Source organism: Aeromonas sp. 19NY04SH05-1 (genome assembly GCF_040581895.1).
GTDB lineage: Bacteria > Pseudomonadota > Gammaproteobacteria > Enterobacterales > Aeromonadaceae > Aeromonas > Aeromonas enteropelogenes.
Map to the genome: position 1 here is coordinate 4,377,501 of NZ_CP095328.1, position 13,166 is coordinate 4,390,666.

Annotated in this window: 27 protein-coding genes (1 of these 27 only partly in view); all 27 read right to left on the bottom strand. The window is 53.0% G+C overall.

Going from position 1 to position 13,166, the window contains the following annotated elements:
• A protein-coding gene (gene rpoA, locus MRK42_RS20175; RefSeq protein WP_005307997.1) for a DNA-directed RNA polymerase subunit alpha crosses the window boundary here: on the bottom strand, positions 1-711 show its 5' portion. The gene continues 279 nt to the left of window position 1, outside the view; the window shows 711 of its 990 coding nt (coding positions 1-711); it begins with the start codon at positions 709-711; its stop codon lies beyond the left edge, outside the window.
• Between the two features lie 25 nt (positions 712-736).
• Entirely contained in the window at positions 737-1,357 is a 621-nt protein-coding gene (rpsD, locus tag MRK42_RS20180; RefSeq protein ID WP_005307996.1) for a 30S ribosomal protein S4, read from the bottom strand.
• Positions 1,358-1,397: 40 nt separating this feature from the next.
• Complete coding sequence (gene rpsK, locus MRK42_RS20185) at positions 1,398-1,787, bottom strand: 30S ribosomal protein S11 (protein WP_005319702.1); 390 nt, start codon at positions 1,785-1,787, stop codon at positions 1,398-1,400.
• A 14-nt stretch (positions 1,788-1,801) separates the two neighbouring features.
• Positions 1,802-2,158, bottom strand: a complete 357-nt coding sequence (gene rpsM / locus MRK42_RS20190; protein WP_005307991.1) for a 30S ribosomal protein S13 — start codon at positions 2,156-2,158, stop codon at positions 1,802-1,804.
• 139 nt (positions 2,159-2,297) lie between these two features.
• Positions 2,298-2,411: a 50S ribosomal protein L36 gene (rpmJ, locus tag MRK42_RS20195; protein ID WP_005319705.1), complete on the bottom strand. Its 114-nt coding sequence runs from the start codon at positions 2,409-2,411 to the stop codon at positions 2,298-2,300.
• Positions 2,412-2,438: 27 nt separating this feature from the next.
• Positions 2,439-3,767: a preprotein translocase subunit SecY gene (secY, locus tag MRK42_RS20200; RefSeq protein WP_026456047.1), complete on the bottom strand. Its 1,329-nt coding sequence runs from the start codon at positions 3,765-3,767 to the stop codon at positions 2,439-2,441.
• Positions 3,768-3,775: 8 nt separating this feature from the next.
• Entirely contained in the window at positions 3,776-4,213 is a 438-nt protein-coding gene (rplO, locus tag MRK42_RS20205; protein ID WP_026456046.1) for a 50S ribosomal protein L15, read from the bottom strand.
• 2 nt (positions 4,214-4,215) lie between these two features.
• Positions 4,216-4,395 carry a 50S ribosomal protein L30 gene (rpmD, locus tag MRK42_RS20210; RefSeq protein WP_005307985.1) on the bottom strand — a complete coding sequence of 60 codons (180 nt, stop codon included), beginning with the start codon at positions 4,393-4,395 and terminating at the stop codon, positions 4,216-4,218.
• Positions 4,396-4,401: 6 nt separating this feature from the next.
• Positions 4,402-4,902, bottom strand: coding sequence for a 30S ribosomal protein S5 (gene rpsE, locus MRK42_RS20215; RefSeq protein ID WP_005342686.1), 501 nt, complete (start codon positions 4,900-4,902; stop codon positions 4,402-4,404).
• Positions 4,903-4,916: 14 nt separating this feature from the next.
• Complete coding sequence (gene rplR, locus MRK42_RS20220) at positions 4,917-5,270, bottom strand: 50S ribosomal protein L18 (RefSeq protein ID WP_005340606.1); 354 nt, start codon at positions 5,268-5,270, stop codon at positions 4,917-4,919.
• A gap of 9 nt (positions 5,271-5,279) precedes the next feature.
• Positions 5,280-5,813 carry a 50S ribosomal protein L6 gene (rplF, locus tag MRK42_RS20225; RefSeq protein WP_026456045.1) on the bottom strand — a complete coding sequence of 178 codons (534 nt, stop codon included), beginning with the start codon at positions 5,811-5,813 and terminating at the stop codon, positions 5,280-5,282.
• A gap of 13 nt (positions 5,814-5,826) precedes the next feature.
• Complete coding sequence (rpsH, locus tag MRK42_RS20230; RefSeq protein WP_010672564.1) at positions 5,827-6,219, bottom strand: 30S ribosomal protein S8; 393 nt, start codon at positions 6,217-6,219, stop codon at positions 5,827-5,829.
• Between the two features lie 20 nt (positions 6,220-6,239).
• Positions 6,240-6,545, bottom strand: coding sequence for a 30S ribosomal protein S14 (gene rpsN, locus MRK42_RS20235; RefSeq protein ID WP_005340609.1), 306 nt, complete (start codon positions 6,543-6,545; stop codon positions 6,240-6,242).
• Positions 6,546-6,555: 10 nt separating this feature from the next.
• Positions 6,556-7,095 carry a 50S ribosomal protein L5 gene (gene rplE, locus MRK42_RS20240; protein WP_005331162.1) on the bottom strand — a complete coding sequence of 180 codons (540 nt, stop codon included), beginning with the start codon at positions 7,093-7,095 and terminating at the stop codon, positions 6,556-6,558.
• A gap of 13 nt (positions 7,096-7,108) precedes the next feature.
• A complete protein-coding gene (gene rplX, locus MRK42_RS20245; protein WP_005307977.1) occupies positions 7,109-7,426 on the bottom strand; it encodes a 50S ribosomal protein L24 in 318 nt (105 codons plus the stop codon).
• A gap of 11 nt (positions 7,427-7,437) precedes the next feature.
• Positions 7,438-7,806, bottom strand: a complete 369-nt coding sequence (rplN, locus tag MRK42_RS20250) for a 50S ribosomal protein L14 (RefSeq protein WP_005307975.1) — start codon at positions 7,804-7,806, stop codon at positions 7,438-7,440.
• Between the two features lie 147 nt (positions 7,807-7,953).
• Positions 7,954-8,202, bottom strand: a complete 249-nt coding sequence (gene rpsQ / locus MRK42_RS20255; protein ID WP_005307966.1) for a 30S ribosomal protein S17 — start codon at positions 8,200-8,202, stop codon at positions 7,954-7,956.
• Entirely contained in the window at positions 8,202-8,393 is a 192-nt protein-coding gene (gene rpmC / locus MRK42_RS20260) for a 50S ribosomal protein L29 (RefSeq protein ID WP_005307965.1), read from the bottom strand. Before rpmC ends, rpsQ begins: the two co-directional genes overlap by 1 nt.
• The gene (gene rplP / locus MRK42_RS20265) at positions 8,393-8,806 is read right to left on the bottom strand and encodes a 50S ribosomal protein L16 (RefSeq protein WP_005307963.1); all 414 of its coding nucleotides are present in this window, start codon (positions 8,804-8,806) and stop codon (positions 8,393-8,395) included. Before rplP ends, rpmC begins: the two co-directional genes overlap by 1 nt.
• A gap of 13 nt (positions 8,807-8,819) precedes the next feature.
• Positions 8,820-9,533 carry a 30S ribosomal protein S3 gene (gene rpsC, locus MRK42_RS20270; RefSeq protein WP_005331168.1) on the bottom strand — a complete coding sequence of 238 codons (714 nt, stop codon included), beginning with the start codon at positions 9,531-9,533 and terminating at the stop codon, positions 8,820-8,822.
• 3 nt (positions 9,534-9,536) lie between these two features.
• A complete protein-coding gene (gene rplV, locus MRK42_RS20275; protein ID WP_005319741.1) occupies positions 9,537-9,881 on the bottom strand; it encodes a 50S ribosomal protein L22 in 345 nt (114 codons plus the stop codon).
• Positions 9,882-9,891: 10 nt separating this feature from the next.
• Positions 9,892-10,170 (bottom strand): 30S ribosomal protein S19, encoded by a 279-nt coding sequence (gene rpsS, locus MRK42_RS20280; protein ID WP_005307960.1) that lies wholly within the window; start codon positions 10,168-10,170, stop codon positions 9,892-9,894.
• Positions 10,171-10,192: 22 nt separating this feature from the next.
• The gene (gene rplB / locus MRK42_RS20285; RefSeq protein WP_026456043.1) at positions 10,193-11,014 is read right to left on the bottom strand and encodes a 50S ribosomal protein L2; all 822 of its coding nucleotides are present in this window, start codon (positions 11,012-11,014) and stop codon (positions 10,193-10,195) included.
• Positions 11,015-11,029: 15 nt separating this feature from the next.
• Entirely contained in the window at positions 11,030-11,329 is a 300-nt protein-coding gene (gene rplW, locus MRK42_RS20290) for a 50S ribosomal protein L23 (protein WP_342690021.1), read from the bottom strand.
• Positions 11,329-11,934, bottom strand: a complete 606-nt coding sequence (rplD, locus tag MRK42_RS20295) for a 50S ribosomal protein L4 (RefSeq protein WP_005307949.1) — start codon at positions 11,932-11,934, stop codon at positions 11,329-11,331. The genes rplW and rplD overlap by 1 nt, the downstream gene beginning before the upstream one ends.
• A 17-nt stretch (positions 11,935-11,951) precedes the next feature.
• Entirely contained in the window at positions 11,952-12,584 is a 633-nt protein-coding gene (gene rplC / locus MRK42_RS20300) for a 50S ribosomal protein L3 (protein ID WP_005307947.1), read from the bottom strand.
• A 22-nt stretch (positions 12,585-12,606) separates the two neighbouring features.
• Positions 12,607-12,918: a 30S ribosomal protein S10 gene (rpsJ, locus tag MRK42_RS20305; RefSeq protein WP_005307944.1), complete on the bottom strand. Its 312-nt coding sequence runs from the start codon at positions 12,916-12,918 to the stop codon at positions 12,607-12,609.
• Positions 12,919-13,166: the final 248 nt, after the last annotated feature.

A 13,166-nucleotide genomic window follows, 5' to 3' on the forward strand; every position in this document is an offset into this window, starting at 1 on the left:
GACATCGCGCAGATCCACGAAGGCTTCCAGTTGCTCGGCCAGAATAGTGGCAGAACGACGGATGGCTTCTTCAGGATCCAGGGTACCATTGGTCTCCATGTCGATGACCAGCTTGTCCAAGTCGGTACGCTGTTCAACCCGTGCTGCCTCAACATTGTAGGCAATACGAACGATGGGGCTGAACGCGGAGTCCAGCAGCAGGCGACCGATAGGACGCTCTTCATCATCGTTGTGAACACGAGCAGAAGCAGGCACATAACCACGACCGCGCTGAACTTTCAGGCGCATGCTGATTTCAGCATTGGCACCAGTCAGGTGGCAGATTACGTGCTCCGGGTTTACGATCTCGACTTCATCACCGTGAGTGATATCACCAGCGGTAACGGGGCCTGTTCCAGACTTGGTCAGGGACAGAGTTACCTCGTCCTTGCCTTCCAGCTTCACAGCGATACCTTTCAGGTTGAGCAGGATTTCAAGAATGTCTTCCTGTACACCTTCTTTGCTGCTGTACTCATGCAGTACCCCGTCAATTTCGACTTCAGTAACTGCACAACCGGGCATAGAAGACAGCAAAATACGACGCAGGGCGTTGCCCAGCGTGTGACCAAAGCCACGCTCAAGTGGCTCAAGAGTCACTTTCGCATGAGTCGGGCTAACTTGCTCGATGTCAACTAGCCGCGGTTTAAGAAAATCTGTTACAGAACCCAGCATTGTGTCCTCTCTTTAGAAGCTAGCTTTACTTGGAGTAAAGCTCGACGATCAGCTGTTCGTTAATGTCGGCAGACAGGTCGGAACGCTCCGGCAGGCGCTTGAAGGCACCTTCCATTTTAGCGGCATCAACCTCTACCCAAGTCGGCTTCTCGCGCTGACCAGCAACCTCAAGGGCAGCTTTGATACGCGCTTGCTTCTTAGCCTTTTCACGAACGCAGATCACGTCCTCAGGGGAAACCTGGAAAGAAGGAATGTTCACAACGCGACCGTTGACCATGATGGCCTTGTGGCTCACCAGCTGACGAGACTCAGCACGGGTAGCGCCGAAGCCCATACGGTAAACAACGTTGTCCAAACGACCTTCCAGCAGCTGCAACAGGTTTTCACCGGTGTTACCCTTTTGACGGGCAGCGTCGCGGTAGTAGTTGCGGAACTGTTTTTCCAATACGCCGTAGATACGACGAACTTTTTGTTTCTCGCGCAGCTGAACACCGTAGTCAGACAGACGCGCTTTACGCGCACCGTGTTGACCAGGAACGGTGTCAATCTTGCACTTAGAATCAATCGCACGAACACCAGACTTCAGGAAGAGGTCGGTGCCCTCACGACGGCTAAGCTTAAGCTTAGGACCGATATATCTTGCCATCTTCTTTCTCCAACAATCCTAGACCAAGTAGCTAAACGCGTTACACGCGGCGCTTCTTGGGAGGACGACAACCGTTGTGCGGGATCGGAGTCACATCAGTAATGTTAGTGATGCGGAAACCAGCCGCGTTCAGAGCGCGGATGGAAGACTCACGACCGGGACCCGGACCTTTGACCATGACTTCCAGGTTCTTCACGCCGTATTCTTTGGCGATCTCACCAGCGCGCTCAGCAGCTACCTGGGCAGCAAACGGAGTGGACTTACGGGAACCACGGAAACCGGAACCACCAGAGGTAGCCCAAGACAGAGCATTGCCCTGACGGTCAGTAATGGTCACGATTGTGTTGTTGAAAGATGCATGAACGTGCGCAATACCGTCGCTCACTTGCTTTTTAACGCGCTTGCGAGCACGAGTCGGAGTTTTAGCCATTTTCTACCTTCCCGTTACTTCTTGATAGCCTTGCGCGGACCCTTACGGGTACGAGCGTTGGTCTTGGTACGTTGACCACGAACAGGCAGGCTACGACGGTGACGCAAACCACGGTAGCAACCCAGATCCATCAAACGCTTGATGTTCATGGAAATCTGACGACGCAGGTCACCTTCAACGGTGAATTTACCTACTTGTTCACGCAGACTCTCGATCTGAGCTTCGTCCAGGTCTTTAATTTTCACATTCTCAGCGATACCGGCTGCGGCACAGATGGCCTTGGAGCGGGTACGACCGACGCCATAAATAGCAGTCAAAGCGATGACAGCATGCTTATGGTCAGGAATGTTAATGCCAGCGATACGGGCCACTATTCACTCCTACATATAGTAGATTACGACCACCACAAAGCCCGTGAGCGGATACGTGGCGGTCAACCAATACACAACAAAAGTTGGCTGGCTATATTAGCCAGCACAACTATTTGTTGCAAGTACTAACCGTAAAAAATTAGCCTTGGCGTTGCTTATGCTTAGGCTCGCTGCAAATCACACGCACCACACCGTGACGCTTGATGATTTTGCAGTTACGGCAGATTGCCTTAACGGAAGCACGAACTTTCATTGCTTAACTCCGTAACTACGCCGACCTTTAGCGGCCGTAGCCCTTCAGGTTGGCCTTCCTCAGGACATCACCATATTGATGAGACATCATATGGGTCTGAACCTGAGCCATGAAGTCCATGATAACTACCACGATAATCAGCAGCGAAGTGCCACCGAAGTAGAACTGTACGTTCCAGGCAGTCATCAGGAACTGGGGTACCAGACAGATAAAGGTTATATAGAGTGCACCTGCCAATGTCAGGCGAGTCATAACCTTATCGATATAACGTGCTGTCTGCTCGCCCGGGCGAATCCCCGGGATAAAGGCTCCACTCTTCTTCAGGTTGTCTGCTGTCTCGCGCGGATTGAACACCAGCGCAGTATAGAAGAAGCAGAAGAAGATAATGGCTGCTGCATACAGCATCTCGTAAAGCGGTTGACCCGGCTGCAGGACCATAGAGACCTGCTGCAGAATATCAGCAACTTTACCCTCACCCTGACCAAACCAAGAGGTGATGGTCCCTGGGAACAGGATGATACTGGATGCGAAAATCGCAGGAATCACACCGGCCATATTTACTTTCAACGGCAGGTGTGTGCTTTGCGCTGCGAATACCTGGCGGCCTTGTTGACGCTTGGCATAGTTCACGACGATACGACGCTGACCACGCTCCACGAACACCACAAAGTAAGTCACTGCGAAAACAATCAAGCCCAGCAACAACAACAGCAGGATGTGCAATTCCCCTTGACGTGCCTGTTCGGCCGTAGCGCCAATGGCATGCGGCAGACCGGCAACGATACCCGTGAAAATAATCAGCGAAATACCATTACCAATCCCACGCTCGGTAATCTGCTCACCTAACCACATCAAAAACATGGTACCGGTGACCAGACTCACAACGGCTGTGAAGTAGAAGCCAAGACCCGGATTAGTCACGAGTCCCTGCATCATGTTCGGCAGACCGGTTGCGATACCAATGGCCTGGAAAGTTCCCAAAACCAGCGTGCCCCAACGGGTATATTGGCTAATCTTGCGACGGCCGGATTCACCTTCTTTCTTGAGTTCAGCAAGAGCGGGGTGAACCACTGTCAGCAGCTGGATAATGATCGATGCCGAAATGTACGGCATGATCCCCAACGCAAGAATAGAAGCACGCGAGAGTGCACCACCACTGAACATGTTGAACATCTCAATGATGGTGCCCTTCTGTTGCTGGAACAACTCGGCCAGTACGGCGGCGTCAATACCAGGAATCGGCACATAAGAGCCTGCACGGAAAACGATAATCGCCCCGAGAACGAAGAGCAGACGGCTCTTCAGTTCACTCAGACCACCCTGTGCTTTAACATCCAATCCTGGTTTCTTAGCCATTGTACTGATTATTCCTCGATTTTACCGCCAGCGGCCTCGATGGCTGCGCGTGCACCTTTGGTGACGGACAGACCACGAACAGTCACAGCACGGTCAATGTTGCCAGACAGAACAACTTTAGCGAACACGATGTTTTTGGTAACAACACCGGCTTGCTTCAGAGTGCTCATATCGACCACATCACCTTCTACCAGGGCGATTTCGTTCAGACGCACTTCGGCAGAAACCAAAGATTTGCGAGAAAAGAAACCGAACTTCGGCAGACGGATTTTCAAAGGCATCTGACCACCCTCGAAACCGTTGCGGACTTTACCGCCACCGGAACGAGAGGTTTGACCTTTCACACCACGACCACCAGTCTTGCCCAGACCGGAACCGATACCACGGCCCGGACGGTGCTTAACGCGCTTGGAACCAGCGGCCGGAGACAGAGTATTCAGACGCATGCTTAGCCCTCCACCTTAACCATGTAGTAAACCTGGTTGATCATACCGCGTACGCAAGGAGTATCTTCCAGCTCAACGGTGTGACCAATGCGACGCAGGCCCAGACCACGCAGAGTCGCCTTATGCTTGGGCAGACGGCCGATAGAGCTGCGAGTTTGAGTTACTTTTACAGTGTTAGCCATGTCACATTACCCCAGAATTTCTTCAACGCGCAGACCACGCTTGGCGGCGATCTGTTCCGGTGATTGACCGTGAACCAGAGCGTCTACAGTAGCGCGAACGACGTTGATTGGGTTGGTGGAACCGTAGGTCTTGGCCAGCACGTTGTGGATACCAGCAACTTCCAGAACGGCACGCATAGCGCCGCCGGCGATGATACCAGTACCTTGAGAGGCCGGCTTCATGAACACGGTAGAACCGGAGTGAACACCTTTCACCGGGTGGTGCAGGGTGCCGTTGTTCAGCTCAACCTTGTTCAGGTTACGCTTGGCCTGTTCCATTGCTTTTTGAATAGCAGCCGGAACTTCACGGGCCTTACCATAACCGTAACCTACACGGCCGTTACCATCACCCACCACGGTCAACGCGGTGAAGGACATGATACGACCACCTTTAACAGTTTTCGAAACACGGTTTACTGCAATCAGCTTTTCTTGCAGTTCGCCGGCTTGAGATTCGACTTTAGCCATCTTCGACTCCTAGCTTAGAACTGAAGACCAGCGTCACGTGCAGCAGCTGCCAGAGCAGCGATGCGACCGTGATACTTGAAACCGGAACGATCGAAAGATACGTTCTGAACGCCTTTGGCAATAGCACGCTCAGCGATAGCTTTACCTACAGCGGTAGCAGCGTCTGCATTACCGGTGTATTTCAGAGCTTCACTGATGGCTTTCTCTACTGTGGAAGCAGAGGCCAGAACTTCGGAACCGTTGGCTGCAATAACCTGCGCATAGATATGACGCGGGGTACGGTGCACAACCAGACGGGTGGCTCCCAGTTCCTGCATCTTTTTCCGAGCACGAGTAGCACGACGGAGACGAGCTGCTTTCTTGTCCATAGTGTTACCTTACTTCTTCTTAGCTTCTTTAGTACGCACTTGCTCGTTGGCATAGCGTACACCCTTGCCCTTGTAGGGCTCCGGAGCGCGGTAAGCACGGATATCGGCGGCGACTTGGCCAACCAGCTGCTTGTCAACGCCACGCAGAACAACTTCAGTCTGGGACGGGCACTCAGCGGTTACACCAGCCGGCAGCTCATGCTCTACCGGGTGAGAGAAGCCCAGAGCCAGCGCGACAGCATTGCCCTTGATGGAGGCTTTGTAACCTACACCAACCAGCTGCAGCTTACGCTCGAAGCCTTGGGTAACACCGATTACCATGTTGTTGACCAATGCACGGGCAGTACCGGCCTGAGCGTCAGCACCAGCGATGCCGTCGCGCGGGGCGAACTTCAGTACATTGTCTTCTTTGGTCACTTCTACAGCGGCGTGGATAGAACGAACCAGGGAACCTTTACCACCTTTGATGGACAGTTCCTGACCGTTCAGAGTCACTTCTACGCCAGCAGGAATAGTGACGGGTGCCTTAGCAACGCGAGACATTTCCGACCTCCTATTAAGCGACGTAGCAGATGATCTCACCACCCATGCTTGCTTTGCGAGCAGCACGGTCGGTCATCACACCTTTAGACGTGGACACGATAGCAACACCGAGACCACCCATTACTTTCGGCAGATCGGTAGTGCGCTTGTAAATACGCAGGCCAGGACGGCTCACGCGTTGGATCAGTTCTACAACCGGCTTGCCCTGGAAATATTTCAGTTCAATTTCCAGTTCCGGCTTCACGTCACCAGCTACGTTGTAGCCAGCGATGTAACCTTCTTCTTTCAGCACTTTGGCAATAGCCACTTTCAGCTTGGAAGAAGGCATGGAAACCGCAACTTTGCTCGCCGCCTGACCGTTACGGATGCGGGTCAGCATATCCGCGATCGGATCTTGCATGCTCATAGTCTAACTCCCGAGATTCTTTACCAAGAGGCCTTTTTCAGGCCCGGAATTTCGCCCTTCATGGCATGCTCACGCACCTTGATGCGAGACAGGCCAAACTTGCGCAGGAAACCGTGCGGACGACCAGTAATATTGCAACGGTTACGCTGGCGGGACGGACTGGAATCACGGGGCAGCTGTTGCAGTTGCAGAACAGCATCCCAACGCGCTTCTTCAGAAGCGTTCATGTCAACGATGATAGCTTTCAGCTCGGCACGCTTGGTCGCGTACTTGGCTACCAGCTTGGCACGCTTTGCTTCGCGCGCTTTCATGGATGTTTTAGCCATAACCCTAACCTTACTTGCGGAATGGGAAGTTAAAGGCAGCCAGCAGAGCACGGCCTTCTTCATCGGTATTCGCGGAAGTGGTGATGGTGATATCCAGACCACGGACGCGATCGACTTTGTCATAGTCGATTTCCGGGAAGATGATCTGCTCACGCACGCCCATGGAGTAGTTACCACGACCGTCGAACGCTTTAGCGTTCAGGCCACGGAAGTCACGGATACGCGGTACGGAGATGCAGATCAGCCGTTCCAGGAACTCCCACATACGCTCGCCACGCAGGGTTACTTTACAACCTATCGGGTAGCCTTCACGAATCTTGAAGCCCGCAACAGATTTGCGAGCTTTGGTGATCAGCGGCTTCTGACCGGAAATGGCAGCCATGTCGGCAGCAGCATTTTCCAGCAACTTCTTGTCAGAGATCGCTTCACCAACACCCATGTTCAGGGTGATTTTCTCGATCCGAGGGACTTGCATGATAGTCTTGTAACCGAACTGCTTGGACAGTTCATTTACTACATCGGATTTGTAGTAATCATGCAGTTTCGCCATCGTTAAACTCCAATTACTTCACAAGTTCGCCGGTGGATTTGAAGAAACGAACTTTCTTGCCGTCTTCAATCCGGAAACCAACGCGGTCAGCTTTGCCAGTGGCAGAGTTGAACAGCGCTACGTTAGATACATCGATGGGGGCTTCTTTGGTGACGATACCGCCAGCCTGACCCAGTGCGGGTACCGGCTTCTGGTGCTTCTTCACCTGGTTGATGCCTTCCACGATTACCTTACCTTTGGCAATCAGGACCTGGGTGACTTTGCCACGCTTGCCCTTGTCTTTGCCGGTAAGAACAATCACTTCGTCTTCGCGACGGATTTTAGCTGCCATCGTTCGACTCCTTACAGTACTTCGGGTGCCAGGGACACAATCTTCATGAACTTCTCATTACGCAGTTCACGGGTCACCGGGCCAAAAATACGAGTACCGATTGGCTGTTGGTTGTTGTTAAGCAACACAGCCGCATTGTTGTCGAAACGGATGACAGAGCCGTCCGGACGACGAACGCCTTTACGGGTGCGTACGACCACCGCGTTATACACATCACCTTTCTTCACTTTACCGCGAGGAATGGCTTCCTTGATGGAAACCTTGATGATGTCGCCGATGCCGGCGTAACGGCGGTGCGAGCCACCCAGAACCTTAATACACATTACACTGCGAGCGCCGGAGTTGTCGGCAACACCCAGCATACTTTGCATCTGGATCATCTTAGTGCTCCGCTTTGTTTACTTCTTATCCCCAACGGGATCTGGCTGCCTTCAAAAGGCGCGAAACTATAACACAGGATTTTTAGAAAAGGTAGCCTAAAAAACAAACGGCCCCTGGAAGGGGCCGTTTGGGCAAAAAAGTACCGATTAGGCCTTTTCTACGACAGCAACCAGGGTCCAGGACTTGGTCTTGGACAGCGGGCGGCACTCGCGGATTTCCACGAGATCGCCAGCTTTGCACTCGTTGTTTTCGTCATGTACGTGCAGCTTGGTAGTACGCTTGATGATCTTACCGTAGATCGGGTGCTTTACCTTGCGCTCGATGGCAACAGTGATGGACTTGTCCATCTTGTCGCTGATTACACGACCCTGCAGAGTACGGATTTTGTCAGTCATTACGCACCTGCCTTCTCAGTCAGTACAGTCTTGATACGTGCGACGTCACGACGCACTTGTTTCAGAGTGTGAGTCTGAGCCAGCTGGCCGGTGGATGCTTGCATGCGCATGTTGAATTGCTCACGCAGCAGGCCCAGCAGTTCCTGGTTCAGTTCTTCGACGCTCTTTTGACGCAGATCTTGGGCTTTCATCACATCACCGTCTTAATTACGAAAGTGGTCTGAACAGACAGCTTAGCTGCGGCCAGGGCAAACGCTTCACGCGCCAGAGCCTCAGGTACACCGTCCATCTCGTACAGAACCTTGCCAGGCTGGATCGGGCAAACCCAGTATTCCACGTTACCCTTACCTTTACCCATACGAACTTCCAGGGGCTTCTCGGTGATGGGCTTGTCCGGGAACACACGGATCCAGATCTTACCTTGACGCTTAACGTGACGGGTCATGGCACGACGGGCTGCTTCGATTTGACGAGCAGTCAGCTGACCACGAGATGTCGCCTTCAGGCCAAAGGTACCGAAGGATACTTCGTTACCAGAGTTGGCCAGACCGCGGTTACGACCTTTGTGGGTCTTGCGGAATTTAGTACGCTTAGGTTGCAACATTTACCGAATCTCCTTACTTGGCAGCGCGGCGCTTGTTGTCACGCTTGGGCTTCGCAGGAGCTTGCTCTTGAGCAGCGGCAGCGTTGACAGCAGCCAGACCACCCAGAACTTCGCCCTTGAAGATCCAAACTTTAACGCCGATCACACCGTAAGTGGTGTGGGCTTCAGAAGTTGCGTAGTCAATGTCGGCACGCAGGGTGTGCAAAGGCACACGACCTTCACGGTACCATTCGGTACGCGCGATTTCAGCGCCGCCCAGACGACCGGAAACTTCCACTTTGATGCCCTTGGCACCCAGGCGCATGGCGTTTTGTACGGCGCGCTTCATAGCACGACGGAACATTACACGACGCTCCAGCTGGGAAGTGATGCTGTCGGCAACCAGTTTGCCATCCAGCTCCGGCTTGCGGACTTCGGAAATGTTGATCTGAGCAGGCACGCCAGCAATTGCGGCTACAGCTTTGCGCAGTTTCTCAACGTCTTCGCCTTTCTTACCGATCACAACACCCGGACGAGCGGTGTGAATGGTCACACGGATGCTCTTGGCCGGACGCTCGATGGTGATCTTGGACAAGGACGCGTTTTTCAGTTCCTTGGTCAGGAACTGGCGTACTTGAAAATCGCTGTACAGGTTGTCAGCGAAGTCTTTGGTGTTCGCGAACCAGGTAGAATTCCAAGGCTTGGTAATACCCAGGCGAATGCCATTAGGATGTACTTTCTGACCCATTGCTTATCTCCCAGCCTTAGCGTCGGATACCACTACAGTGATGTGAGCGGTACGCTTGAGGATACGATCCGCGCGACCTTTGGCACGAGGACGGATACGCTTCATGGAGGGACCTTCGTCAACCATGATAGTGGCAACACGCAGTGCGTCGATGTCGGCGCCTTCGTTGTGCTCAGCGTTGGCAATGGCAGATTCCAGCACTTTCTTCACCAGAACAGCAGCCTTTTTCGGGCTGAAGGTCAGGATGTTCAGAGCCTTGTCTACGGACAGACCACGTACTTGATCGGCTACCAGACGAGCTTTCTGGGCAGAAGTACGGGCATAACGGTGTTTAGCGATAGCTTCCATCATTTATCCCTTAGCGCTTCTTAGCCTTCTTATCAGCAGCATGGCCGCGATAAGTACGAGTAGGTGCGAATTCACCCAGTTTGTGACCGATCATTTCTTCGGTAACGAAAACCGGAACGTGCTGACGACCATTATGGACAGCGATGGTCAAACCGATCATGTTCGGGATGATCATTGAACGACGGGACCAGGTTTTAACCGGCTTTTTATCCCCGCTTTCCACCGCTTTCTCTACCTTCTTCAGCAAGTGCAGGTCGATAAATGGACCCTTCTTGAGAGAACGTGGCATGGTGATTCCTCTATGTTAACAATTACTTGTTACGACGACGTACGATGTACTTGTCGGTACGCTTGTTCTTACGGGTCTTGAAGCCTTTAGCCTTCTGGCCCCATGGGGACACAGGCTGCATGCCCTTGTTACGACCCTCACCACCACCGTGCGGGTGGTCTACCGGGTTCATCGCCATACCGCGAACAGTCGGACGAATACCACGCCAGCGGTTTGCACCGGCTTTACCCAGTTGACGCAACATGTGCTCGGAGTTACCAACTTCACCGATGGTGGCGCGGCACTCGGCCAGAACTTTACGTACTTCGCCGGAACGCAGACGCAGAGTTACATAGTTACCTTCACGAGCCAGGATCTGGATGAAAGTACCAGCGGAACGAGCCAGCTGGGCACCTTTACCAGGCTTCATCTCAACGGCGTGAACGGTAGAACCGACCGGGATGTTGCGCATCGGCAGGGCGTTACCTACCTTGATGGCTGCATCAGCACCAGAAGCGATAGCGTCACCAGCTTTCAGGCCTTTTGGAGCCAGGATGTAACGACGCTCACCGTCTGCGTACAACACCAGAGCGATGTTAGCGGTACGGTTCGGATCGTATTCCAGGCGCTCTACTTTGGCCGGGATACCGTCTTTGTCGCGCTTGAAGTCGACGATACGGTAGTGTTGCTTGTGACCACCGCCGATGTGACGGGTGGTGATGCGGCCGTTGTTGTTACGACCACCGGACTTGTCTTTCTTGTCCAGCAGAGCTGCAAAGGGCTTGCCCTTGTACAGGTCTTGGTTGACGATCTTGACGACGTGGCGGCGGCCCGGAGAAGTAGGCTTGCACTTAACGATTGCCATTTTTCAGAACTCCTCTTACTCGGCTGCGCCCATGAAGTCGATGTCCTGACCAGCTTTCAGGGTCACATAAGCCTTTTTCCAATCGGAACGACGGCCTACGCGTGCACCTGCGCGCTTGGTCTTACCCTTCATGTTCAGGGTACGGACGGTCTCAACTTCGACCTCGAACAGTTTCGCAACTGCAGCTTTGACTTCCGCCTTGGTGGCATCAACAGCAACTTTGAACACGATAGTGTTCTGCTTTTCTGCAACCATGGTGCTCTTTTCAGAGATGTGCGGAGCCTTCAGAACTTTCAGCAGACGCTCTTCACGGATCATGCCAGCATCTCCTCGATTTGCTTAACTGCGTCAGCAGTCATCAGAACCTTGTCGAAAGCGATCAGGCTGACCGGGTCGATACCGGCAACGTCACGCACGTCAACTTTGTACAGGTTACGAGCAGCCAGGAACAGGTTCTCATCGACTTCAGCAGTCACGATCAGAACGTCAGACAGTTCCATTTCTTTCAGCTTGGCGATCAGTTCTTTGGTTTTCGGAGCTTCGATGCCGAACTTCTCAACAACGATCAGGCGCTCTTGACGTACCAGCTCGGACAGGATGCTACGGATAGCGCCGCGGTACATCTTCTTGTTTACTTTCTGGCTGTGATCTTGCGGCTTAGCAGCAAAAGTCACACCACCGGAACGCCAAATGGGCGAACGGATGGAGCCAGCACGGGCACGACCAGTACCCTTCTGACGCCACGGCTTTTTGCCGCCACCAGACACTTCAGAGCGAGTCAGCTGCGCACGAGTACCCTGACGGGCACCAGCGGCATAAGCAACGACAACCTGGTGAACCAGAGCTTCGTTGAATTCGCGCCCGAAGGTAGTCTCGGAAACTTCAAGAGCGCTCTTGGCGTCTTTCATTACCAATTCCATTACTATCTCCTCAGACGTTACGCTTTGACGGCAGGTTTAACGATCACGTTGCCGTTGGTTGCACCCGGTACTGCACCTTTGATGAGCAGCAGGTTGCGTTCAGCGTCAACACGAACCAGTTCCAGGTTCTGAGTCGTTACACGCTCAGCACCCATGTGACCAGCCATCTTTTTGCCCTTGAATACACGGCCCGGGGTCTGGTTTTGACCGATGGAGCCAGGTACACGGTGGGACAGAGAGTTACCGTGGGTCATATCCTGGGTGCGGAAGTTCCAGCGCTTAACAGTACCGGCAAAACCTTTACCCTTGGATGTGCCGGTAACGTCTACCAGCTTAACGTCAGCGAGAAGATCTACTTTCAGCTCGCTACCAACAGTGAAAGTTTCACCGTTGTTCAGGCGGAATTCCCACAGACCGCGACCGGCTTCTACACCAGCTTTGGCAAAGTGGCCTGCTTCCGGCTTGGTTACACGGCTAGCTTTCTTGGAGCCAGTGGTAACCTGAATAGCGTTGTAGCCGTCGGTTTCTACAGATTTGACCTGAGTTACACGGTTAGCTTCAACTTCGATAACAGTCACCGGGATAGAGACGCCATCTTCAGTGAAGATGCGAGTCATACCCACTTTGCGACCTACAAGACCGATTGTCATTGTTATCAACCTCTTTCCGTAATTAACCCAGGCTGATCTGGACGTCTACACCAGCTGCCAGATCCAGACGCATCAGGGCGTCTACGGTCTTGTCAGTCGGCTCAACGATGTCTACCAGACGCTTGTGAGTGCGGATTTCGTACTGATCACGCGCGTCTTTGTTGACGTGCGGGGAGATCAGGACGGTGAAACGCTCTTTGCGAGTCGGCAGCGGGATAGGACCGCGAACCTGCGCGCCAGTGCGCTTAGCAGTTTCAACGATTTCCGCAGTGGATTGATCAATCAGACGATGATCAAAAGCCTTCAGGCGGATACGGATTCTTTGGTTCTGCATTGACAGAGCTCCAATAGATAAAAGAACATAAACCAACACCGCCCGACCGAGATTGCTCCCGCCAGAGGTGTGATTTTTCACGTTTCCTCCCATATCGGGAGGACTGTATGGCTGGTGCCCGTAACCGGGGAAACTCAGCAAGCAGACATATCGTCTGGCTTACCTCATGGGTAAGCGGAGGGGATTATACGGATTTTTCAAATTTGCGCAAGGGAAAGCGAACAGATTGTGCGCAATTTTATGTGACA

Coding starts and splice junctions, on each gene's coding strand:
- rpsD (WP_005307996.1), bottom strand. CDS start 1,357: ATGGCAAGATATATCGGTCCTAAGCTTAAGCTTAGCCGTCGTGAGGGC.
- rpsK (WP_005319702.1), bottom strand. CDS start 1,787: ATGGCTAAAACTCCGACTCGTGCTCGCAAGCGCGTTAAAAAGCAAGTG.
- rpmJ (WP_005319705.1), bottom strand. CDS start 2,411: ATGAAAGTTCGTGCTTCCGTTAAGGCAATCTGCCGTAACTGCAAAATC.
- secY (WP_026456047.1), bottom strand. CDS start 3,767: ATGGCTAAGAAACCAGGATTGGATGTTAAAGCACAGGGTGGTCTGAGT.
- rplO (WP_026456046.1), bottom strand. CDS start 4,213: ATGCGTCTGAATACTCTGTCTCCGGCCGCTGGTTCCAAGCGCGTTAAG.
- rpmD (WP_005307985.1), bottom strand. CDS start 4,395: ATGGCTAACACTGTAAAAGTAACTCAAACTCGCAGCTCTATCGGCCGT.
- rpsE (WP_005342686.1), bottom strand. CDS start 4,902: ATGGCTAAAGTCGAATCTCAAGCCGGCGAACTGCAAGAAAAGCTGATT.
- rplR (WP_005340606.1), bottom strand. CDS start 5,270: ATGGACAAGAAAGCAGCTCGTCTCCGTCGTGCTACTCGTGCTCGGAAA.
- rplF (WP_026456045.1), bottom strand. CDS start 5,813: ATGTCTCGCGTTGCTAAGGCACCCGTCACTATTCCTGCTGGCGTAGAA.
- rpsH (WP_010672564.1), bottom strand. CDS start 6,219: ATGAGCATGCAAGATCCGATCGCGGATATGCTGACCCGCATCCGTAAC.
- rpsN (WP_005340609.1), bottom strand. CDS start 6,545: ATGGCTAAAACATCCATGAAAGCGCGCGAAGCAAAGCGTGCCAAGCTG.
- rplE (WP_005331162.1), bottom strand. CDS start 7,095: ATGGCGAAACTGCATGATTACTACAAATCCGATGTAGTAAATGAACTG.
- rplX (WP_005307977.1), bottom strand. CDS start 7,426: ATGGCAGCTAAAATCCGTCGCGAAGACGAAGTGATTGTTCTTACCGGC.
- rplN (WP_005307975.1), bottom strand. CDS start 7,806: ATGATCCAGATGCAAAGTATGCTGGGTGTTGCCGACAACTCCGGCGCT.
- rpsQ (WP_005307966.1), bottom strand. CDS start 8,202: ATGACTGACAAAATCCGTACTCTGCAGGGTCGTGTAATCAGCGACAAG.
- rpmC (WP_005307965.1), bottom strand. CDS start 8,393: ATGAAAGCCCAAGATCTGCGTCAAAAGAGCGTCGAAGAACTGAACCAG.
- rplP (WP_005307963.1), bottom strand. CDS start 8,806: ATGTTGCAACCTAAGCGTACTAAATTCCGCAAGACCCACAAAGGTCGT.
- rpsC (WP_005331168.1), bottom strand. CDS start 9,533: ATGGGTCAGAAAGTACATCCTAATGGCATTCGCCTGGGTATTACCAAG.
- rplV (WP_005319741.1), bottom strand. CDS start 9,881: ATGGAAGCTATCGCTAAACACCGTTATGCCCGTACTTCTGCCCAGAAA.
- rpsS (WP_005307960.1), bottom strand. CDS start 10,170: ATGCCACGTTCTCTCAAGAAGGGTCCATTTATCGACCTGCACTTGCTG.
- rplB (WP_026456043.1), bottom strand. CDS start 11,014: ATGGCAATCGTTAAGTGCAAGCCTACTTCTCCGGGCCGCCGCCACGTC.
- rplD (WP_005307949.1), bottom strand. CDS start 11,934: ATGGAATTGGTAATGAAAGACGCCAAGAGCGCTCTTGAAGTTTCCGAG.
- rplC (WP_005307947.1), bottom strand. CDS start 12,584: ATGACAATCGGTCTTGTAGGTCGCAAAGTGGGTATGACTCGCATCTTC.
- rpsJ (WP_005307944.1), bottom strand. CDS start 12,918: ATGCAGAACCAAAGAATCCGTATCCGCCTGAAGGCTTTTGATCATCGT.